Origin of the sequence: Citrobacter sp. H12-3-2 (assembly GCF_009649895.1) — a bacterium.
GTDB lineage: Bacteria > Pseudomonadota > Gammaproteobacteria > Enterobacterales > Enterobacteriaceae > Citrobacter > Citrobacter portucalensis.
In genome coordinates, this window is sequence record NZ_CP045837.1 from 1,238,418 (window position 1) to 1,260,342 (window position 21,925).

20 protein-coding genes and 1 other RNA gene are annotated in these 21,925 nt (G+C 50.0%); 7 read left to right on the top strand and 14 right to left on the bottom strand.

What is annotated here, in order from left to right; translation table 11 throughout:
* Window position 1: 1 nt before the first annotated feature.
* Window positions 2-820 (top strand): 5-deoxy-glucuronate isomerase, encoded by an 819-nt coding sequence (iolB, locus tag GHC22_RS05875; RefSeq protein ID WP_153752437.1) that lies wholly within the window; start codon window positions 2-4, stop codon window positions 818-820.
* A 217-nt stretch (window positions 821-1,037) separates the two neighbouring features.
* On the opposite strand, the gene GHC22_RS05880 is transcribed toward iolB, so the two are convergent.
* From GHC22_RS05880 to GHC22_RS05905, 6 genes are all read right to left on the bottom strand, one after another.
* The gene (locus GHC22_RS05880) at window positions 1,038-4,580 is read right to left on the bottom strand and encodes an inverse autotransporter beta domain-containing protein (RefSeq protein ID WP_153752439.1); all 3,543 of its coding nucleotides are present in this window, start codon (window positions 4,578-4,580) and stop codon (window positions 1,038-1,040) included.
* An 842-nt stretch (window positions 4,581-5,422) separates the two neighbouring features.
* Window positions 5,423-7,756 (bottom strand): primase-helicase zinc-binding domain-containing protein, encoded by a 2,334-nt coding sequence (locus GHC22_RS05885; RefSeq protein WP_153752440.1) that lies wholly within the window; start codon window positions 7,754-7,756, stop codon window positions 5,423-5,425.
* Between the two features lie 14 nt (window positions 7,757-7,770).
* The gene (locus tag GHC22_RS05890) at window positions 7,771-8,091 is read right to left on the bottom strand and encodes a DUF5375 domain-containing protein (protein WP_000743149.1); all 321 of its coding nucleotides are present in this window, start codon (window positions 8,089-8,091) and stop codon (window positions 7,771-7,773) included.
* Window positions 8,088-8,315 (bottom strand): hypothetical protein, encoded by a 228-nt coding sequence (locus tag GHC22_RS05895; protein WP_001216597.1) that lies wholly within the window; start codon window positions 8,313-8,315, stop codon window positions 8,088-8,090. Before GHC22_RS05895 ends, GHC22_RS05890 begins: the two co-directional genes overlap by 4 nt.
* Window positions 8,312-8,869 carry a host cell division inhibitor Icd-like protein gene (locus GHC22_RS05900; protein ID WP_153752442.1) on the bottom strand — a complete coding sequence of 186 codons (558 nt, stop codon included), beginning with the start codon at window positions 8,867-8,869 and terminating at the stop codon, window positions 8,312-8,314. Before GHC22_RS05900 ends, GHC22_RS05895 begins: the two co-directional genes overlap by 4 nt.
* Complete coding sequence (locus GHC22_RS05905) at window positions 8,866-9,132, bottom strand: AlpA family transcriptional regulator (RefSeq protein WP_000556585.1); 267 nt, start codon at window positions 9,130-9,132, stop codon at window positions 8,866-8,868. The genes GHC22_RS05900 and GHC22_RS05905 overlap by 4 nt, the downstream gene beginning before the upstream one ends.
* A 540-nt stretch (window positions 9,133-9,672) precedes the next feature.
* On the opposite strand from GHC22_RS05905, the gene GHC22_RS05910 reads away from it, so the two are divergent.
* The 3 genes from GHC22_RS05910 to GHC22_RS05920 are packed head-to-tail and all read left to right on the top strand — an operon-like array spanning window position 9,673 to window position 11,235.
* Window positions 9,673-10,410, top strand: a complete 738-nt coding sequence (locus tag GHC22_RS05910) for a glycoprotein 3 (RefSeq protein WP_119917220.1) — start codon at window positions 9,673-9,675, stop codon at window positions 10,408-10,410.
* A complete protein-coding gene (locus tag GHC22_RS05915; protein WP_000984211.1) occupies window positions 10,407-10,652 on the top strand; it encodes an ogr/Delta-like zinc finger family protein in 246 nt (81 codons plus the stop codon). The genes GHC22_RS05910 and GHC22_RS05915 overlap by 4 nt, the downstream gene beginning before the upstream one ends.
* A gap of 16 nt (window positions 10,653-10,668) precedes the next feature.
* The gene (locus GHC22_RS05920) at window positions 10,669-11,235 is read left to right on the top strand and encodes a phage polarity suppression protein (protein ID WP_153752444.1); all 567 of its coding nucleotides are present in this window, start codon (window positions 10,669-10,671) and stop codon (window positions 11,233-11,235) included.
* Between the two features lie 402 nt (window positions 11,236-11,637).
* Here GHC22_RS05920 and GHC22_RS05925 read toward each other — a convergent pair whose 3' ends face one another.
* The 4 genes from GHC22_RS05925 to smpB all read right to left on the bottom strand — a co-directional run bounded on the left by GHC22_RS05925 (window position 11,638) and on the right by smpB (window position 15,821).
* Entirely contained in the window at window positions 11,638-13,323 is a 1,686-nt protein-coding gene (locus tag GHC22_RS05925; RefSeq protein WP_153752446.1) for a hypothetical protein, read from the bottom strand.
* On the bottom strand, window positions 13,320-14,519 hold the full coding sequence (locus tag GHC22_RS05930; RefSeq protein ID WP_153752448.1) for an integrase domain-containing protein: 1,200 nt from the start codon (window positions 14,517-14,519) through the stop codon (window positions 13,320-13,322). Before GHC22_RS05930 ends, GHC22_RS05925 begins: the two co-directional genes overlap by 4 nt.
* Window positions 14,520-14,703: 184 nt before the next feature.
* Window positions 14,704-15,067, bottom strand: a transfer-messenger RNA (tmRNA) gene (gene ssrA / locus GHC22_RS05935).
* A gap of 271 nt (window positions 15,068-15,338) precedes the next feature.
* On the bottom strand, window positions 15,339-15,821 hold the full coding sequence (smpB, locus tag GHC22_RS05940) for an SsrA-binding protein SmpB (RefSeq protein ID WP_003031211.1): 483 nt from the start codon (window positions 15,819-15,821) through the stop codon (window positions 15,339-15,341).
* 154 nt (window positions 15,822-15,975) lie between these two features.
* Between smpB and ratA the strand changes: the two genes are divergently transcribed.
* Window positions 15,976-16,419, top strand: coding sequence for a type II toxin-antitoxin system toxin RatA (ratA, locus tag GHC22_RS05945; protein WP_003826396.1), 444 nt, complete (start codon window positions 15,976-15,978; stop codon window positions 16,417-16,419).
* A complete protein-coding gene (locus GHC22_RS05950; protein ID WP_008785525.1) occupies window positions 16,403-16,699 on the top strand; it encodes an RnfH family protein in 297 nt (98 codons plus the stop codon). Before ratA ends, GHC22_RS05950 begins: the two co-directional genes overlap by 17 nt.
* A 50-nt stretch (window positions 16,700-16,749) precedes the next feature.
* Here GHC22_RS05950 and bamE read toward each other — a convergent pair whose 3' ends face one another.
* The 3 genes from bamE to nadK form a co-directional block, all read right to left on the bottom strand.
* Window positions 16,750-17,094 carry an outer membrane protein assembly factor BamE gene (bamE, locus tag GHC22_RS05955; protein WP_008785524.1) on the bottom strand — a complete coding sequence of 115 codons (345 nt, stop codon included), beginning with the start codon at window positions 17,092-17,094 and terminating at the stop codon, window positions 16,750-16,752.
* Between the two features lie 149 nt (window positions 17,095-17,243).
* A complete protein-coding gene (gene recN / locus GHC22_RS05960) occupies window positions 17,244-18,905 on the bottom strand; it encodes a DNA repair protein RecN (RefSeq protein ID WP_153752450.1) in 1,662 nt (553 codons plus the stop codon).
* A gap of 85 nt (window positions 18,906-18,990) precedes the next feature.
* Complete coding sequence (gene nadK / locus GHC22_RS05965; RefSeq protein ID WP_003826406.1) at window positions 18,991-19,869, bottom strand: NAD(+) kinase; 879 nt, start codon at window positions 19,867-19,869, stop codon at window positions 18,991-18,993.
* A gap of 122 nt (window positions 19,870-19,991) precedes the next feature.
* Between nadK and grpE the strand changes: the two genes are divergently transcribed.
* Window positions 19,992-20,585: a nucleotide exchange factor GrpE gene (grpE, locus tag GHC22_RS05970; RefSeq protein WP_003826408.1), complete on the top strand. Its 594-nt coding sequence runs from the start codon at window positions 19,992-19,994 to the stop codon at window positions 20,583-20,585.
* A 49-nt stretch (window positions 20,586-20,634) separates the two neighbouring features.
* On the opposite strand, the gene GHC22_RS05975 is transcribed toward grpE, so the two are convergent.
* Window positions 20,635-21,924, bottom strand: a complete 1,290-nt coding sequence (locus GHC22_RS05975) for an HlyC/CorC family transporter (protein ID WP_008785520.1) — start codon at window positions 21,922-21,924, stop codon at window positions 20,635-20,637.
* Window position 21,925: the final 1 nt, after the last annotated feature.

A 21,925-nucleotide genomic window follows, 5' to 3' on the forward strand; every position in this document is an offset into this window, starting at 1 on the left:
TATGTCACGTTTATTATCACGCTGGCAGCAGCCGGACGAGCAAGGGTGTACGCAGTCAGTAACGCCGGAAAGCGCCGGTTGGGGATATGTTGGCTTTAGAGCGTATGAACTGGAGGAAGGGCAGCAGCTTACGCTGCCCGCCGTCAGCGAAGAACGTTGTCTGGTATTGGTTGCCGGACGCGCGACCGTCACCACGCCGGGCGCAACTTTTACGGATATCGGTGAGCGGATGAGCCCGTTTGAACGCATCAAACCGTGGGCGGTTTATGTCACTGCTGGTGAAACCATACAGGTTCAGGCGGTGACCAGACTGGAGCTGGCGGTCTGCGCTGCACCGGGGAAAGGCACGCACCCAACACGGCTGATCGCACCTAAGGATATCGACGGGGAAGCGCGCGGCAAAGGTCACAACCAGCGCTACGTGCACAACATCTTACCGGAAGATAAACCCGCAGATAGCCTGCTGGTGGTGGAGGTGTGGACCAACGAAGGTTGTACCAGTTCTTACCCAAGCCATAAGCATGACACCGATAATCCCCCGCAGGAAACCTATCTGGAGGAGACTTACTACCATCGCCTCAACCCGCCGCAGGGATTCTGTATGCAACGGGTGTACACCGACGACCGGTCGCTTGACGAGTGTATGGCAGTCTATAACCGCGACGTGGTGATGGTGCCGAAAGGGTATCACCCGGTGGCAACCCTGGCGGGATATGACAGTTACTACCTTAACGTGATGGCCGGCCCGGTTCGCAAATGGATGTTTACCTGGGAAGATGAACATGCGTGGATTAACAGGGATTATCCGGTTGATAAGTAAGGTCATGAATGGCTTTGTTAAAAGTGAGTCGTTTTTTTCCCTCCTTTTGATGAGTAAAAGGGGGAGGAATGGGATGACGGTTGGCGCTATTTAAGTGCTCATTATTCTCATAGCTCGCCTGGCCATGAGAATAATGCAAGCGTCGATATATTTGAGGTTATGGCAGTAGCCGGGGTGCTCTCGAAAACACCCCGGCTATCTTTTGTTTATATCCCGATCAGGAATTTGGTTGATGGTTCTCAACTACCCAGACGGTGAGTACTTTTTCCAATGTTTTATCTCCCGTCGTCGCCTTCGCTCTCACCCAACTTACACCGGCCGTATCCGTTCTCAGTTCAGAGTAAGCATTCCCTAACTTAAAGTTGGTTTTATCCGGCGTCATCGTAAAGGTTCCGCTGCCGGGTTTGGCTTTGCTGCCTGCGCTAAATTCGACACTGCCGTTTAACGGGTTACCGAATTTATCCTGCAACCGGGCCATAAAGCCTACCGGCTCAAGGTTGGCAACGGCATAGCCAGGATCCTGCTCCAGAGTGAGTACTGGATTCTGGGCATCGGCATTCAGCGTTAGCGAAGCATTTGCCGAGACATTGCTACCGTGTTCAGCCAATGTGGCGGTCAGCGTGTAACGACCCGCCTTATTACCGTGGACATTTACAGTCGCAGTACCGGAACCATTGGTGGTGACAAGCGTATTGTCAATCACCAGAGGATCGCGTGGCGATGGGCCTGTAGCCGTAATTTTCAGCTTACGGTTGCTGACGCTGTTCCCTGATGTATCGGTCAGATGCAGGGTAAACGCCACGTTATCCACATCACTGACTACGGCGGATGTCGTTGACGGTTCGATCGTCAACGCGGCATTTTGCAGATCCGATACCACCTCAATCGCCTTACTCGCCGTAACGCGTTTACCCTCTTTGATGAAGGTTGCCTGCAATTGATAGTGCCCGGCTTCTGCGGCAATAAAGGTTGTTGATGCCATTCCTTTCTCATCCAATGTCAGTTCGGACTGGCCCAGTTTTAATCCACTGGTAGGGGAACTGGTCAGGTGCACGTCACCACTAAATGGGTTGTTTTCACCGTCGACAACCTGTACCTGAATTTCATGTGCCGCTGATGCGTTTGCCACAATGCTCTCAGACGGTGCGGTCAAATTCAGCACTGCGCTGTTAATATCAGGTACGAATTCCAGGTCAACGCTTGAGGACTCAACGCTGTGCTGCCCATCTGTAACCCTGGCATTAACGGTGTAATGACCTGCCTTAACCGTAGTTAACGTTACCGTCGCGTAACCGTCTTTATTGGTGGTGATTTTCTCCGGGTACACGAGCCCTTGTGGCGTTACGATAAGCTCCACTTTCTGTCCTTCAACCGACGCGGCGGTATTGTTGAGCATGATTTCAAGCGTGGCACCATCGCGACCGTTTGCTGCAATATTGGTGATTGCGCCATTGTCTTTGGCCGTCAGAGACAATGTTGCCCCCTCCATTGCAGAGGCAAATGTTACGCTTAGCGATGAGCTGATGTTCCCCGCGCTTAGTGTAATATCATAAGTTCCCGGAGTTGAACTGGTCAGTGAGAATCTTGCTTCACCTTTGGCATCGGTCTTCACAACGTTCTCCCCATTCGCGATCTTAACCTGTGGCGGTAACGCCAGGGTGACCGTGTATCCGGACAGCGGGTTCCCATAACGGTCGGTCAGGGTAACGACCGCGACATTACTCTGTTTGCCATCCGCCAGCGCATTGTCCCTGGTCAGGTTAAAAGCCTGCACCACCGGTTGCGTTTTGTCGGCAATCCAGTTGGCTTGTTTTTCCAGCCCAGAGAAATCATGTTTTTGTGACGTCACACCAATGCGTGTCGCCTGAGCCAGTTCAGACGTTGCCTTAGCGCTGTACACGCCGTCTTTCTCTTCTACGGCAGTAAAACGGACTTCGCCGCTGGCTGAAACTGCATAAAAACGTAAGCTGTCGTCGCCGGTGATGGCATTCCCGTCTTTATCTTTTGCTTCTAACGCCAGGCTAATCGGATGTCCAACGACCTGCTCCATGGGCATTACCGTGAATGTCGATTTTGCCGCCTCTGCGGAAACCGCTTTTAGTGTCACCGTCAGGGTTTCTGTTTTACCCAGGACTTTAGCGGTTATGCGTGCCGTCCCCGCCGTTAAACCCGGCGTCAGCGTGGCGGTATACACCCCGGAGCGGGTTTCCTGCACTTCACCAAGCTTTGGAGCCTGTGCCGAACGCTCACGATTTCTCTGTGCGTCAGGTGTAAACGCTAAAGACAACTCAATGTCATGTGCAAGTCCTGTTAACGGATTACCATTGGTATCTTTAAGCACCAGCGTAACCGGATGCTGTGACTTCCCGTCAGCAGCGATGATCGGTTGCTGCTCGCCGTTCAATGTAAAATCCATTGTGCCGACAGAGGCTGAACTCCCCGTCACCGTCACGTTCATCACCGCATAGTTAGAGACATTTCCTTTAACATCTCGCGCCGTTGCACCGATTTGCCAATGATTAGTGCCGCCTGGTGTATAAGCGGGTAACGTCAGTTGCCATGATGTGCCGCTACCGGAAATGCGTCCGCCAGCGGCGGTAAATGCGCTATCGTTCCACTCTACCGACTGAATGCCCCAGTGGGATTTATCCAGCGAAATAGTCACCGGAATAACGGCGCCACCTTCCCCCTGTACGCTTTCAGGCAGGCGGATTTTCAGAACCGATTTTTTGCGGTATTCCAGAACAATATTGTTATTTCGTTCGACAAAATCGTAGCGTCCGTGCTGAACTTCGCGCATTAACGCAACATTGTCGCTGTCCAACTGCTTCGCCAGCGGGATGCCGGGGCGATAGTTAATCTCTATGCCGAAGCGTGAATCATGAGTATTGCTCCGCCCCTGCTTGTGTTCAGCGGAAAGCGTAACTAGCGGAACCGGCGTATAGCTGATCCCGCCTGTAAAGGCGTACGGATTTTCCTGAAGTTGTTCGCTGCCGAAGAGGCCGACATTCTTACCGTAATACTTTTCATATTTAAGCGATGCGCCCAGTTGCGGATACGATGGCAACCAACCTTGGGTATAGATATCCCAGCCATCCGCCGGACGTTCCTGATAATCATCCAGATCGTGGGAATCCTTCCATTTTGATAATCTTAAATAAGCATTTGCGCCTGCGCGTAAATAATCTTGCCAATACTCAACGCCTGCACCCATACGTGCGTGATGACGACTTAAATCGTAGTCATAAAATAAGTTTGCGCCCAGCATTGAATTATCCGCCGTGAAATAGCGATAACCCATACCGATATTAGTTTGGGTTCTGTCATCGGTACGGTGAAGCGATGTCTGGCTAAATAAAACATGCTGCTTTGTATCAATCCACGGATAAAGGAAATCGAACGCCGAATCTTTTAACGAGAAAGCGTCATCGACGTTGAGTTGAATACGCGCATTACCGTACTTCTGTAGCCACTCTACCACCTCCTTCGTTGCCTGTGCTGAGACGGTATTGGCAGCAAAACTGCCCGCATGGCCGTTTTCAATACTTCTGCCAGCCTGCGCGGCGAGAGAAGACAGGCCGCGCAGTTCTTGCTGTTCTGCGGCGGCCTGCGATGCCTTAACGGCTGACGCATGGCTGATGGTTGGCGTGAAGCTAAGAAGGGCAGGATACAGAGCCTGCAAAGCGATTGTTGACCATGCGACAACCTTATTAACGGGGCCTGTTGCCCCATTGCTCCGCGAAATTTTCTTATTTGACATTTGTAACTCCAATATCAATTAAAAAAATCAAAGGTTATTCCATGTACTGAACGGGATGCGTAATATATGTATTTAGTAGGAAAATTCAAGAGTTGTTCATGGAGAAGTTAACTGGATATTTTTACACTATGCGGCGTTGTGGGCTGTCTAACGATGTCGAACGTTTAAATGATGAATGTATTTAAAAAATACGTTTCTTTTTATCGTGACGATTTTAAGCTTGTAGGAATATTATTTAACCATGGTCGTTCACTGTTAAATAAAAAGAGTTATCAGGAAATTAATCTGCCTGTTCGTATTCAGCTATCATCACGTTCTCCGGATCTAAGTCTGGAACGTGTCAACACTTTCAGGACGGGGCAAAGAGCATAAAAAAGCCCGCATAAGCGGGCTTTTATGTCACTCGGGAGCCGCGGCTCCTTTGCGTATCTTTTTTGTCTCCTCACCGTCTGGTCGGTGTCCTGCTGAGATTGCTAACTTCCTGTTATTGCTAGTGCTGTCCTGGCACTATCCAATCATGAGCTGGCGGAGTCTGAATAGTTCCCATAACTATCTGTTATAAATCAATTTTAACCAATTCAACTTTCATTGGTATACCTAAGCGTATACCAATGGTGATTTGTTGCAGCGCTTCCTGTGGTTAAGTAAACCTGTTTTTGAATAGATCACATCAAGAAAAAAAACTTTTTTTTAGAAAAACTGTTCACACTGTTCACTAATGGTTTTTGTTTATAATATTCATTAAGTTATGCGGTGAATGGTTGGTGAACAGTGAACACTTTACTGTTCACTTTTGCCATTTTGCAGGTAAAAAAAGACCGGCGATTGCCGGTCAGGGTAGGTTATTTCGCTATGGGTTCATCACATTTCGGCAGCCAGTCGGCGTTGCTTTCCTCTCTTAGCGCGAGATTGGTTTGTATGCCCTGATTTTTTCGGCGCTTCTCATAACTCAGCCCGTACTCTTTCAACATGGCTGGCAATCCCTTACCGAACATGGTGAGGCTGAGTGTATTCCTGTAGCCGTGGGCTTCCATATACGCCAGATAGGCATGATACAGATACAGGCGCGGCTGACGCGGAATGATGTTGGCATTGCCAATATACATCCCCTCAGGCTCCGGCAGGGCCTCCAGATAGCCGCAAAAATCAAATGTCGGGTCGGCATCGCGCTTGATGCTGAGAGCCTCGTCGGAGTTCTGCTGTGACTGGAGCAGTGCGCGCGCGGTGATCGGGTCGCTGAACTTCTGCATTAACTGGCGTACAATCACGGCCAGCTCACGGGCGATTTTGTTTTTAAGCTGCGGGTCGCGTTCCTCCGGGGCAATCTGCTCCGGGAAATGAATAATCACCCGGCGACGGGAGACGCCGCCGCTGCGGTCGGTGAAGCGCATCGGGTTATTGTTCACGGCCAGAATCACCGCCGGAATATGCGTTGAGTACGGATTCTGGTATTTCGGGTCAACCGAGACCGCATCGCCGCCGGTGATGGCCTTAAGCCCTGCACCGTCACCGCTCCATTTTTCCTGGTCAGGCAGACGTATCAGCGAGAAGCCAATCAGGGAGGCACGCTTGCGCGGGTCTTCCAGTGTGTCGATATCGGCTGACGTGGCGTTATCTTCCCCGGCGAGCAGGGTCGCGATTTCGGCGAGAATACTTTTGCCGCTCCCGCCGGGACCGGTGACTTCGAGAAAGAGCTGCCAGTCGTAACGGTTCGCCAGCACCATAAACAACGCAGCCAGAATCACGTCGCGTTTTTGTGGATTTTTACCGGCCGCACGGTCGAGCCAGCGCCAGAAGTTCGGCGCGTGAGTCTCCAGCGTTTCTCCGTCCACCGGCGGGGTGAAATCCACGTCGCACAACGTACGCAGCCAGTGCGATTTACTGTGCGGGCTGAACAGGCCACTTTGGGTATCGAGTACCCCGTTGCGAAAGCCAATCAGACGGCGCGCCGGTGTATCCTGCTGCGGAATAATCAGTTTCAGGGTCTCCACCACCGAGGCAATTTTCCCTGACGAGAACGGGGCGCGTAAGCGCTGGAATAAATCAGCCACATTCCGTGAAAAAGTGGCGGCAGGGATATTTTTCCAGATGCCGTTTTCATAGCGGGACAGGAGCTGGCCGTTCGCATCCACAGCCAGCGCTTCGCCGTAATGCTCATGCACCCGCAAGGCCTTGTCGCTGGCGCTCATGGCGGTAAATTCCGCCTCGCTCATGGTATCAAACGGACTTTGCGCCGGTGGCCGGATAGCGTCATAAATAGTCTTGCGCGTGGCTTCCTCGCCGTACTGCATAAACGCATCATTCCAGTCACCGAACACCGGCGGCAGGGCAACAATGCCCTCACAGGCATCTGCGGCCGCAGCGGCTTTACTCTGGCCGTCGCCGTTAAGGTCACGGTCGGCAGCGAGCACAATCTGACAGGCCGGATATTTCTGACGGGCAAGGCTCGCCAGAGAAAGGAGGTTCACGGAGGACAGCGCCACCATGACGGTTTCCCCGGTCAGATGATGCACGGTGAGCGCGGTCGCATAGCCCTCCGCTATCCACAGACGTTTTCCTGCCTGTTTCTGCCCCTCGATGATATGGCATGTACCTTTTACCGCTCCGCCTTTCAGGGTGCGTTTGAGACCGTCAGAATTAATAAGCTGAAGGTTAATCAGTGCGCCGGTATCGTCATACAGCGGGACAACCACATCCCCGGCGCGGAACGTCACGCCGCCGGTTTTATGCATGGCGGTGAGCGTCAGACATTCCAGAGCGGGGAAGCCCTTTCGGGTGAGGTAGGCGTTGCCGGTGGCCGGTCGGGTTTTCTCCATCAGTTTCGCGGCCAGCTCGGCCGCCGCTTTGCGGTCGGCATCGGTTTCAGCCTCTGCGGCCGCAATCACCTCCGGGGCAACCGGCGGCAGGTTGCCGGTGACAGCATTCACCTTTTGGGCGGCCTCTGATGCGGTTACGCCGAACACTTTCTCTACCAGCTTAAGCCCGTCACCCGCGCCGCACTGGTTACAGAACCACGTCCCGCGCCCCTCTTTGTCGTCAAAGCGGAAACGGTCAGAGCCGCCGCACACCGGACAGGACTGATGGCGGTTTTTAATCACCTTCACACCCAGTGCCGAGAGAATGTTCGGCCAGTGGCCGCACGCCTGTTTTACGGTTTCCGTTACATTCATTTTCATTGTTATTTTCTCCCTCAGTGCAGTACCGGTGCGGTGATATGACGGGCGCAGAGTTCATCCATTACGGCGAGCCCAAGAAAGGACAGCGACGGCGCGGCTTTGAGTGGTCCGGCTTCCATTAAATCTTCCAGCAGGGCACAGGCAATCTGGCGGCCTTTTTCCTCGCCGTGCTGGCGCAGGTAGAAGCCCTCCAGCTCGGCGGCAATGGCGCTTTCCAGTGTGTCGAGGGTGAGGTGCGGGTAGCGGTGCTGACGTTCGCACAGGGTCAGCCAGGCACAGGCCACGGCGCGACGATACAGCGCGGCGCGTAATACGGGTGGTAATGGCTTTTTCATACGTTACCCTCCCCGGTCAGCCACTGCTGATTGCAGCGTTCGACAACGCCATCGAGCTGGGCGGTCATGAGGTAAATCACGGAGGTGAGCTGTAAGTGCTGCGCCGGGTCACGACGAACGGTGGCGCAGTCCTGTACCTGCATCAGGTCGCCGACGAGCTGGCCGACATTGCGCATATGCTCCAGACATTCGAGGTCACGGGCGGTAATGGTGGTGTGTCTCATGCGCGCACCTCCGCAACCGGAAGACGGCCAGCAAACGAGAGGACGTAATCGCGAACGAGGGAACGACGTGCGGCGTGTTCATCATCGGCAACGGTGCGAAGCATACAGATACGGGGTTTACGGTCTGCGCGACGAACAGCGGCAAACACAAAGACAAACTGCGGGTGTGACTGGGTGAGGGTAGTAGCCATGATGGCAGCCTCCTTGAAGTAGTTTGAAAAACTACCACCGGAAACGCCAATTTCACTGGTGGCAGCCCGAACGGGGTTGGCGTAACCGGCCTTCAAGGAAACCGGCCAGCCCGAAGGCTGCCCCGCCCGGACTACCATTATCAGAAAAGGACTCTGGTGCACGAATAAACACCACAGCCCTGAAAATGGGTGTGCCTGAGCAACGACATAAAAAAACACGCATGGCGCGTGTCGTGTCGCCTTGAAGTTATTCGGAACGCCAATTCCGGCTGCCGATTTTGCGACAGCGGGAAAACTATACCTGGAAATGGTGAAAAGAAGCAAGCCAGAAAAAGGGGCTGTTTGCTGAACGGTCATCATCATGCGTCATAGCCCCGGTTGCGTTCGGCAATGCGATCTGCCATCCATGCGGTGATTTCAGACTGCGCCCACGCCACGTTTTTCCCACCGAGGGAGATTTGTTTCGGGAAAGCTTCCCGGCTTATGAGGTCGTAAATGGTCGAGCGGGACAGGCCGCACAGATGCATCACTTCGGGCAGACGGATAAAGCGCTCGTGAACGGCATCAGAGACCGGCATCAGCGGCGCGGCAGGGGCAGAAGACGGGGAAGAAAAAGCAGTGTGCATCGGGCTACCTCACAAAGTCCATACAGTGCCGGTCGTGTCCGTCCGGCTTCGGGTAGCTCTCTATTTTGTGAATATTTTCCCTCAGGGCAACAAGTCTTTTTATAGCTCCTTGCCACACAACAGAGCGATTTTTGAACAATGGCAAACGCTGGCAAACAGATGCAAATCAATGCATTACATTGCAGTAATTTTAAGTACTTTCACTTATATATTTCCTCATAATTAATCGGAAAAAAAACTAAATCCGGCAACCTAGGTAAAAAGCAAAAGGTGAACAGTAGTGAACAGTCGGTGAACAGTTATACCCTCAACTGTTCACCCTTTATCTTTCTGTATTACTTATCTTTTTCTTTTCAGTGAACAGTAGTGAATAGTTATAAGTAAAAAAACAAACGGTGAGTAAGGTTTTCCTGAGACCTTTCTCTGGCCAGCCGGGTTTTAAGGTCTGTTTGTGCCATTTTTGCCACAACGGCAATGAATCGTGTTGTTGTGTCCGGCGCGGCAGAATCTCCTCAGATTGAAACGAAGAGGAGACCCGACATGACTCAGACCGCTGTTATTCCCGACTACCTTAAACCCGCAATAGAAAGTCTTGAGACGGCCAGAGAAGCGCATCTCACCAGTGCCCGACGCATGGATGAAACCACGGCGGCCATCAGCCAGGTGAAAGCACAAAAAAAGGAACTGGAGCAGGAAAATGACAATGATTGCGGTGCATGGCGCACCGCCTTTCGTGCCGGTGGTGCTGTCATTACTGACGAGCTGAAACAACGCCATCTGGCACGCGTGGCACGGCGGGAACTGGCGCAGGAATGTGACAATATGGCTGAGGTTCTGTCTTTTGAACTGGACAGCCTTAAAGGAGTGTGTGGCCGGACGGCCAGAGCGTATCGTCAGGCACATCACAGCGTCCTCAGCCAGTACGCAGAGCATGAGCTAAATGCTGCCCTGCGTGATACCTGTAGCGCGCTGGTCAGGGCAATGAAACTTAACATACTGGTTCTGAATAACCCGCTTGCCAATACCACCGGGCATCAGGGATATATCCAGCCAGAGCAGGCCGTTATGCAGCAGGTGAAAGCGTGGCTTGAACAAGCCGTGAAAGGCTGCAATATCCGTCTGTCCGATGAACCGGTGCTGTTTAAAACAGGGCTCTCATCCTCCACGCTGCCACATATGGAGCATGATGTTGCGGTCACGCCCGGCCAGCGTCAGGTATGGTTTGAGAAAATGAAAAAACGTGAGTCTGACCTTAAGGCTCGGGGGTTACTGTCATGATGCGCTGCCCTTTCTGCCGCACAGCGGCACACGTTCGCACCAGCCGCTATATGTCTGAAAGCGTCAAAGAGAGTTACCTGCAGTGCCAGAATGTACACTGCTCGGCGACATTTAAAACGCATGAGTCGATTTTTGAAGTGATACGCTCGCCGGTCGTCGATGAGAAACCCGCGCCGGTGCCGACAGCCCCCGTGGCACCCCGTCGGGTAAAAGGCTGCTACAGCTCGCCGTTCCGCCATTAATCAGGAGAGACAACCCGTGACCACTCTGACATTACAGCAGGCTTTTGAAGCCTGCCAGACGAACAAAACCGCGTGGCTGAACCGTAAAACCGAACTGGCCGCCGCAGAGCAGGAATATCAGGAATTATTGCTGGGTGATAATGCATCAGGTTCCCGCAGATTACAGTCGCTGCGTGACCTGATTGACGTAAAAAAATGGGAGGTTAATCAGGCTGCCGGTCGCTACATCTTCTCGCATGAGGAAGTGCAGCGCATCAGCATCCGTAACCGGCTGCATGATTTTATGCAGCAGAACGGCGCAGAGCTGACCGCCGCACTGGCACCGGAGCTAATGGGGATTAAAAACCAGCCCGCGATGATAAAAAATCGCGCGATTGACCGTTCAGTCTCTTACCTGAGAGAAGCTCTTTCCGTCTGGCTGACCGCTGGAAATGACATTAATTATTCTGCACAGGACAGCGATATTTTAACAGCTATCGGATACAGGCCTGACGCACCTTCGCGGGATGATAATCGTGAAAAATTCACCCCTGCACAGAACATGATTTACGCCCGTCGACGCGCCGGACTGGCCGCGCAGTAGTCTGTCAAAAAATCCCTGTAAATCCCGTCATTTTTCCCGAATTTAGCCATGCATCCCTAAGGTGCATGGTTTTGCATGCGTTTTCCCGACCCGGCACTCCCTGCCAGCGCCAGTTGCGGCGCGGCCTGAGGCCACCTTTGCACCTGCATTAAAAGCGGTCCCTTCAGCGGGCAGGCGTGGCGGGGAGAGCATTGCGCGCGGAGTAACATAAAGTTTTTATAAAGCTTTCTATCTATAGCTAATAACACTCTCTAATGCAGATTGGATGGTGAGTATATAATGAAGTACTCCCACAATGTTATTTATGCTGTGAAGCAGTACTATTACTGCTAGCGTTCCGATATACATTTGGCTGAAACTTAGCCAGGATCCTCATAGGAGAACCCTAGCTGTAATGGAATGCTACTTTCGTAATACTCTAATTTCTTCCTTTCTTTTTATGAACTTAACAAAATAGTTGAAAATGAATATAACAACCCCCATTCCAAATATCACTTTTAAAACATCTATTAAAGAGGTGTTAAAATAAGATAGTTTGCTGTTTAAAGTGGATATGGGCTTTAAATTCATGATCTTAGTGTTGAGGGCTAGTTTATCCGCAGTGCCAAAGATTTTAATTTTGTTATTTTTGGTGACAAATCCAACAAGGTTATTTCCGGTTGCATATAGGAGATCGGAGTCAGAAACATCTATCTTCTTATTGTTAACCTTTAGTTCTTCAAGCCCGATCAAATTAATGTGTTTTAGGTAGCCATTACTAATGTCCGAAAGAGGGGCTTTACTATCCTTTGTTTTCGTGAAATCACCGTTTTCTATATTAATTGTCAATAGTGGGTCGTTCGATAAAGTGAGATGACCTTTAGGAATGAATCTAAAAGCAATTGATGCAACACCAGTAATGTTATTTTTAGTAGGGATTCTATTATCGGGTGTAACTATTTGACGACATTTTAATTCTTTTTTATTCATTATATTGTACTGTTGTACTGTATTTGTGATTGAATTTTCTTGCTTGTTGATGGTTATTTTGTATTCTGTTTTTTCTAAAAATGATTTTTCATCAAATGGTGCTATGTTAACCATTAACGTAAATGGCAAATAAGTACTTTTAAATTTAGCTGAACCATTTTCAATTTGACTTCTTATTTTGTCTTTGTTGCTATAGTTGACTTCTTTTGAGTTTTGAATTGATGTTGAAAGTTTTTCTCCCTTGATGAAATAGATCACTGGTCTGTCAGATGAAAACTCTAATGTTTTTACATCAGTTAATTTCACTGGTTTTTGTTTGTACTTATTGAGCGATGTTGAGTTTAAAATACAATCAGAGAATAGATAAGCTTCGACATCATAACTTTGATCGCCAGACCTCCATGTAAAATTGTTATTTAAATAGGACTGTACGGTTATCTCATCATTTATCGTTTTTGAGGCAGTGAGGAAACCAAAACCCTCATCATCCGCAGTATGTATCGAACCTAATAATTTGTCATTGAAAAGCGCATCTATATGAACAGGACTTCTTTCATAAATTAGATATAAAAACCCATAAATCATAAAGCTAAGTACGAAGGCGGAGGATAGTGGAATGATCGTAGCAATACCAATGCTAGCTTTGGTATTTTTCAATAAATAATTAACACTCGCAAGGTTTAATAAAATGAATAGGGAAAGAAAAAATCCACCAAAACTATTAAATATCAAATTTTCAATGGCATAAGGAATTAAACTTATATTTTCCTTTGCTAAGGCGACGTCAAATACTGTAATAGTAAATGCTGCCGCCAGCCAAGTGGTAATAAGTATTTTAATCCTTTGTTTGAATGACAGTGAAAATATGAAAATAATCATCGACATAGTGAGGTAATAAATGTCAGGTTTATTACTAATAATCTTTGTGAAATCCTCAACTTCAGTAAAGCAGTTTTCACATGAATAAATTCCGAATGAGCTTATATAGCCTTGAGCAAGAGCGCCAAAAATTAATAGTAAATAAATTGAATATGAAAAACTCAGAAAAAGAAAAGTGAAATTCAACCAGTTAATAGATGTCAGTGTATTTTTAATGTGGTGATTTATATTATTTTTCATTTGTAATTTTTCCCTTCAACATAGTCACCCCACCATTGCATAAGCTCAATTCTTTTATTTAAATAGGTAGTTCGGTTGTAAGCCCTTCTAACCTCATTTTTATCAGAATGAGCAAGGCTAGCCTCAATAACGTCTGCATTAAATCCAGCTTCATTTAATGCAGTACTGGCAATTGACCTAAGACCATGAGCAACTAACTTACCACCGTAGCCTATTCTTTTTAAAGCCGCATTTGCAGTTTGGCTATTCATTGGCTGTTTTGGATCATTCCTGCTAGGAAAAACATGTTCACGGTGAGCACTGATTGGCTTCATCACTTCCAGAATCTCTAATGCCTGAGGAGATAAAGGGACAATGTGCTCTCGCTTAGCCTTCATCCGTTCGGCTGGAATCGTCCAGAGCTTTGAGTCGAGATCGATCTCTGCCCAACGAGCACCGGAGGCCTCAGAAGGGCGCACAAGCGTCAGGAGCTGCCATTCAATGAGACAGCGAGTCGAAACAGACAGATTTGACATGACCAAAGAACGCATCAGCTTCGGTAATTCTTCTGGCCTCAGTGTCGGCATGTTTTGCTTTTTGGGCTTCTCAAAGGCCATCCCTACACCGGATGCTGGATTGGCATCAATCAGGCCAGTGTTTACGGCATAAATCATTATCTCGTTTATGCGCTGCACCAGTCGACGAACAGTCTCAAGCGCTCCACGAGCCTTGATTGGCTCAAGGGCTTCAACCAAAGTTCGGGCTTTAATTTGCTGAACGGGGATCTCACCAATGGCAGGGAATACATCTTTCTCCAGTGAGCGCCAAATGTCTTTTGCGTAATCAGGGGTAACGCTTTTGCTTTTGAGCTGGAACCAGTTAGCGGCGACCGTTGAAAAAATACTGTCCAGAGCGATTTGCTGCTGTTCCTCTGCAACTTCGGCCTGAATTTGTGGGTCAATTCCGTTGGCTAACAAGGCAAGGTAATCCGCTCTTAACCCTCGGGCGTCAGCAAGTGAAAGAGCGGGGAAAGCACCTAGCCCCATCATTGTCCGCTGTTTTGTCGCCGGACGTTGATAACGGAAGCGCCAGAGCTTTTTCCCGCTGGTTTTCACTATCAGGAAAAGGCCATCGCCATCATGCAGCGTTAGATCCTTCTCTAACGCTTTAGCGCGCAGAACTTCGGTGTTGGTCAGGGGGCGTGTTGTCCGTGCCACTGTGGCCGCTCCTTCATGAATTGGTATACGCTTTTAGGTATACATCCTACCGTATACCTAAACGTATACCAATAATCACCGGATTTAGCCGGATGTTCTCGGACAATGACAGACACAAAAAAGCCCGCAGGGCTTGTGCCATGCGGGCTTTCTGTACTTCACCGGACGTATCCGGATCATGATTTGGTGGAGCTGGCGGGAGTTGAACCCGCGTCCGAAATTCCTACATCCTCGGCACTACATGCTTAGTCAGTCTTTACATTCGCCTGGCACCTGCGGACAGACACGCCACTACCAGACTAGCCTGATTAGTTTTAACGCTTCAACCCCAGGCAGGGCCTCCACGCGATCTCTTTTGGGTTTGACCTCTCTTTGATCCCCGTCTTAAGAGCGGAAGCTAGGGAGAGAGGGCTCAGAGCAGGTTATTAAGCTGCTAAAGCGTAGTTTTCGTCGTTTGCGACTATTTTTTTGCGGCTTTTTACGAGGCCAACCGCCCCTCGGCATGCACCTTGGGTTTCGCGAATCCCGTCGAATCCAGAATCAGCCCCAATGTGTTAGAGCAAGTATAACAGACTTGTGACACGCGTGACCAGCCCCCGCAACCCCTAATCCTCAAGGATTTAGCGCTCGCGCAGCGCTTCTTTTGCGCGATTAAACGGTTTGATTAAATTGTCGACGCTGGCCTGTGCGTAATTGAGTAATCGCAGGACGTTGTTTTAAGATTTGGATGATACGGTAAAAAATGAGCTAAATTGCGGGGGAATAACTAAAAATAAGAACCAGTCTCAGGATGAGAGACTGGTCACAGGAGAATAGCGTTTAGCGACCAGCATTTTTCATAATACGCGCTTTATCTAACTGCCATTCGCGTTCTTTCACATCGGAGCGCTTGTCGTGTTGTTTCTTACCTTTCGCGACGCCAATTTTCACTTTGCACCAGGCATTTTTCCAGTACAGTGAAAGCGCAACAACAGTATAACCGTCACGATTCATTCGACCATACAGGGAGTCGAGCTCACGTTGGTTTAACAACAGCTTACGGGTACGGGTGGGATCACATACCACATGCGTTGAGGCAACAGCCATTGGCGTGAAGTTGGCGCCAAACAGGAACGCTTCGCCGTCTTTAAGGATGACGTAGCTGTCGCCGATGTTAGCTTTACCCGCCCGCAGGGATTTGACTTCCCAACCTTGCAGAGCGAGTCCTGCTTCGAACTCTTCTTCAATAAAGTATTCGTGTCGTGCGCGCTTGTTAAGCGCGATTGTGGCTGAGCCAGGTTTGTGTGCTTTTTTCTTCGTCATAATGCCGCTCAGTATAGGTAATCTGGAATCGAAAAACACCCCATTTCATCCAGCGGGGCGCAAGGCGCTATCTTAGCACGAGTTAGGCTATAGCGTTTTTTTTAGCGGGGGATAAATGGTATTATTTGTGTGATTGATATTGATGGAAATTGTTATGCCTCAGATTAGCCGGACCGCTTTAGTACCTTACAGTGCGGAACAGATGTATCAGCTAGTGAATGATGTTAAATCCTATCCCCAGTTTTTACCGGGATGCACCGGTAGCCGTGTGCTGGAGTCGACTCCGGGACAGATGACCGCGGCGGTGGATGTCTCGAAAGCAGGGATTAGCAAAACGTTCACCACGCGCAATCAATTGACCAGTAACCAGAGCATCCTGATGCATCTGGTCGACGGACCGTTCAAAAAACTCATTGGCGGATGGAAGTTTACGCCACTGAGTCATGAAGCGTGCCGCATTGAATTTCATCTCGATTTTGAGTTTACCAATAAGTTAATCGAGCTGGCTTTTGGTCGTATCTTTAAAGAGCTGGCTTCAAACATGGTGCAGGCCTTCACGGTTCGCGCGAAAGAGGTTTACAGTGTCAGCGTCAGCTAAAATTGTCGTTGAAGTGGCGTATGCGCTACCCGAGAAACAGTATCTACAGCGTGTGACGCTGCAACAGGGCGCTACGGTGGAAGAGGCTATCCGCGCTTCCGGGCTGCTGGAATTGCGTACCGATATCGATCTCAGCAAAAATAAAGTGGGCATTTACAGCCGTCCGGTAAAGCTTGCTGATGTTCTCCAGGACGGTGATAGGGTGGAAATTTACCGGCCACTGATTGCCGATCCGAAAGAGCTGCGCAGACAGCGAGCAGAGAAATCCGCTAAAAAATAGCAGACAATAAAAAAGGTGCTCATTGAGCACCTTTTTTTGATCTGTTAATCCTACTTGTTGTCGGTCAAAGCAGGTTTGTTATCAATGTTCGTCAAAATGCCGCTGCTGTTAAAGGTCAGCGTCAGTGTTTGCTGGGTTACGCCTTCATGACCAGGTTGCTGACGGAACACATAAAACCAGGTGTTAGTGCCAAAAGGATCGGACATCATTGGTGTACCCAGAGCATAAGCAACCTGCTGTTGCGTCATACCCGTGCGCACTTTGGCGACATCGGTAGGTGTCAGATAATTTCCCTGGTTGATGTCAGGGCGGTAAACCACTCGCTCCAGAGTGGAACAGCCTGCAGTCAACATCAGTAGTACTGCTGCAGCAGCAGTCAGCGTTTTACAGCGCATAGTGATTTGATTCCTTTTCGGGCCCGAGCAGTACGCGGCTCATATGTAATATGCCGATGATAATAGACCTTTCACCACTTTAAAACCTTTTGCTGTCGGGTCGGTCGGCGATTTTATGTTGAACTCAGACCTTAACAAGGTAAAAAAGTTTATGCCGCCAGCAGTTCTTTTGCATTTGCGAGGGTATTGCGCGTCACTTCGCTACCGCCAAGCAGGCGGGCTAATTCCTGCAGGCGAGCGCGTTTATCAAGCGGCTGCATGTGTGTTTCGGTCATCGCGCCATCCGTTTCTTTGCAGACGTAGAAGTGTTGATGACCACAGCCAGCAACCTGCGGCAAGTGAGTAACGCACATTACCTGAGTTGACTCGCCCAACTGACGCAGCATTTTTCCCACTACCGCAGCAGTCGGGCCGCTGATACCGACATCCACTTCATCGAAAATCAGCGCCGGTGTTTCCATTTTGCGTGCGGTAATAACCTGAATAGCCAGCGCAATGCGCGACAGTTCACCACCTGAAGCCACTTTCGCAATCGGCTGCAACGGCTGGCCTGGGTTAGTGGTCACTTTAAACTCTACGCGATCGGCACCGTCTGCGCTCAAATGATGTTCCTCAAATTTCACATCAATGCAAAAGACACCGTGCGGCATTGAGAGAGTATGCATGCTCTCTGTAATCAGTTGTCCCAGCTCCTGAGCATAATGCTGGCGCTGTTTGTGCAGCATTTTTGCCGTTTCCAGAGCCAGCTGGTGGTGATTGTTCACCGCCAGGGTTAAGGTTTCGAGCGAGTCGGCCTGATCGTCTAACTGCTGTTGTTCATCCAGCAATGACTGATAGAACTGTGGCAGCGCTTCAGGGGCAACATGATGCTTGCGGGCCAATGAGATTTGTTTGGAAATACGCTGTTCAAGTTCGAACAAACGGTTAGGGTCCAAATCCAGACGATCGCAATAGTGGCGCAGCTCGTCGCTGGCTTCGCTGAGTTGAATCGTGGCCTCTTCCAGCATATCCAGGATACCGGAAAGTTTGCCGTCCATGCCTGCCAGTTCAGTGACCAGCTGCTTTGCAGTGTACAGCTGGCTTTGCAGGTTGATGTCTTCGCCATCCGCCAGGATAGCCAGCGCCTGTTGGCTGGTGGTGAGCAATTGCCCGCTGTTAGCCAGACGTTTGTACTCTTCATCAATTTGCTCAAATTCACCCGGCTGCGGGTTGAATTCGTTCAGTTCTTTTAACTGGTATTGCAACAGTTCCGCCCGGGCTGCGCGTTCCTGACTCTGTTGTTGATGATGCGCCAGGTCACGGCAGCTTTGGTGCCACAGCTGGTAGCGCGCAGCCATTTCCTGAGTCAGGGGCGCTTCATTGGCGTAACCATCCAGCAGAGACTTTTGGTGTTCTGATTTTGTCAGGAGCTGATGCGCATGCTGACCGTGGATTTGAATAAGCAACTGGCCCAGCTCGCGCAGCTGTGACAACGGTACGGCAGTGCCGTTAATGAAGCCGCGTGAACGTCCATCGCTGCTGATAACACGACGCAGCAAACATTCACGGCCTTCCTCAAGCTGGTTTTCTTCCAGCCAGCGCAGAGCCGCGGGGGTGTCTTTTAAGGCGAATCGCGCGCAGAGGTCGGCTCGCGTAGCGCCTGCACGTACCATGTCGGCGTCTGCGCGTCCGCCCAGGCACAAACCGAGAGCATCAATGGCAATGGACTTACCCGCACCGGTTTCACCGGTAATAACGGTCATTCCGTTCTGGAAATCGATCTCAAGTTCACGAACGATAGCAAAATTGCTGATGGTCAGTTGTGCCAACATAGCTGTTTTCCTGTATGAAAAACCATGACTGTAATTACATACAGTATAAACTGGTTTTTTATACAGTAAAGAGGTTGGCGTTAAATTAAAATAATTTTTTTGACCAGCCTAGTTTAGTGCTTAATGTGTTGAAATAGCTGTAATCTTTTGGGTGTATCAGGTTCAGATGATAATCACAGCGGCGAATTAATACGTCTTCACCTTCCTGTATAGGCAGGGCGATCTGGCTGTCGCAACTGATTTCCAGATCGTTACGGCGATGAGAGAAGCGCAGGCGAATGGTGCTGCTACTGTTGATCACCAGCGGTCGTGCGGAAAGTGTATGCGGGAACATCGGGACCAGCGTAATAGCATCCAGCGAAGGCGTCAGGATCGGACCTCCGGCAGAGAGCGAGTAGGCGGTAGAGCCGGTCGGTGTGGAAATAATCAAGCCGTCCGAACGCTGGGAGAAGGCAAAAATTTCATCGATATAGACTTCAAATTCAATCATGTGCGCCACTTTTCCGGGGTGCAGCACAACTTCATTGATCGCAGTGCTAATACGCTTTTGGCAATCCTGTTGGCACACCTGGGCTTCAAGTAAAAAGCGCTTTTCGCTGATGTAGTGGCCTTCCAGCACGTCAGCTAACTGTTGGTGGGCATTGTCTGGGTCAAGGTCGGTCAGAAAACCAAGATTACCGCGGTTAATGCCAATAACCTTGATGTCATAACGTGCCAGGGTGCGTGCGGCGCCCAGCATATTGCCGTCGCCGCCGACTACTACGGCGAGGTCTGCCTGCTGGCCAATCTCTGCGAGCGTACCGGTTTTCACATTTTTCAGCTGCAGCTCGTGGGCGATTTGTTGCTCAACGATAACCTCATAACCTTTGGCGCACAGCCAACGGTAGAGCATTTCATGTGTGGTCAGTGCAGTGGGGTGACGTGGATGCCCCACAATGCCAATACACTTGAAATGTTTGTTCATTTTCTCGAGGTCCTTGTAACGAAGATTAGTGACAATGTGAGTACTTCCCTTGAATCCCTGAATCTGATCCCCATAATAAGCCAAGTTAGCGAGATGAATGCGAAAAAAACGCGGAGAAATTCATGAGTAGTAAAGAACAGAAAACGCCTGAGGGGCAAGCCCCGGAAGAAATTATCATGGATCAGCACGAAGAAGTTGAGGCGGTTGAACCAGACGCTTCTGCTGAGCAGGTGGATCCGCGCGATGAAAAAATTGCGAATCTGGAAGCTCAGCTTGCTGAAGCCGAAACGCGCGAGCGCGACAGCGTGTTGCGTATCAAAGCGGAAATGGAAAACCTGCGTCGTCGTACCGAACTGGACGTAGAAAAAGCGCATAAGTTTGCACTGGAAAAATTCGTCAACGAACTGCTGCCGGTGCTGGATAGCCTGGACCGTGCGCTGGAAGTTGCGGACAAAGACAATGACGCTATGGCGGCTATGGTCGAAGGTATTGAGCTGACTCGTAAGTCAATGCTGGATGTTGTGGCGAAGTTCGGCGTACAGGTAGTTGCGGATATCGACGTGCCGATGGACCCGAACGTGCACCAGGCGATTGCAATGGTAGAGTCTGACGACGTTGCTGCCGGTAATGTGCTGATGGTTATGCAGAAAGGCTATACCCTGAACGGACGTACCATCCGTGCGGCGATGGTCTCTGTGGCGAAAGCCAAAGGCTAATCAGCCTCAGACCGGGTAATGCTGATGCGCTACCCGGTCTGGATTACTCTCACTGGTCCGATACGCTTTCCCGCAGCGGTTTGACGGGCAACACCTGCACCTGTTTAATCATATTATCCTGCACGTCGAGAATATCGATATCGTACTGCCCAATACGCACACGTGTGCCAGCAACCGGGATCTCTTCCAGCGCTTCAAGAATAATACCGTTCACGGTACGAGCGTCATCTTCCGGCAGGTGCCAGTTAAACGCCTTATTGATTTCACGAACGTTGGCGCTACCGTCAATGATCACCGAACCGTCATTCTGCGGCGTGACTTCTTCGGCAAGCGTCGGTGACATTGAGGTCGTGAAGTCACCAACAATCTCTTCCAGAATATCCTCGACCGTAACCAGTCCTTGAATATCGCCATATTCATTAACGACCAGGCCCACTTTCTTCTTATTGCGCTGAAACTTAATGAGCTGGGTGCTGAGTGGTGTGCCTTCCGGAACGTAATAAATTTCGTCGGCGGCGCGTAACATGGTCTCTTTGGTGAACTCTTTTTTCTCGGCCATCAATCGCCAGGCTTCACGTACGCGCAGCATACTGATGGCATCGTCGAGCGAGTCGCGATACAGCACAATACGACCGTGCGGGGAGTGCGAAAGCTGACGCACGATTGATTTCCAGTCATCGTTAATATCAATGCCGATGATTTCATTACGCGGGATCATGATGTCATCGACGCTGACTTTTTCCAGGTCCAGCACTGACAACAGCATATCCTGGTTACGGCGTGAGATTTGCGAGCGCGATTCATTCACCAGCGTTCGCAGTTCATCTTTACTCAGCGAACCGCTCACTACGATATCCGTTTTGATGCCCATCATGCGCATCAGAAGCCGAGTAATGGTGTTGAGTAGCCATACTAACGGCATCATCAGAATCTGCAGCGGAGCCAGCAGGACGCTGCTCGGATAGGCAACTTTTTCCGGATATAGCGCGGCAATCGTCTTTGGCAGCACTTCGGCAAAAACCAGTACAACAAACGTCAGTACCCCGGTGGCAATGGCGACGCCAGCATCGCCATACAGGCGCATACCGACAATGGTGCCGAGTGCGGAGGCCAGAATATTCACCAGATTATTACCGATGAGCACCAGGCTTATCAGGCGATCCGGCTTGCGAAGTAACTTTTCAACGCGTTTTGCCTGGCGATTTCCCTGTTTGGCCCGATGGCGTAGGCGGTAGCGATTCAGGGTCATCATTCCGGTTTCAGAACCGGAAAAATAGGCGGAAATGACCACCATGATGAGGAGCGTGATAATGAGCGTGGTGGTGGAGATGTGTTCCACG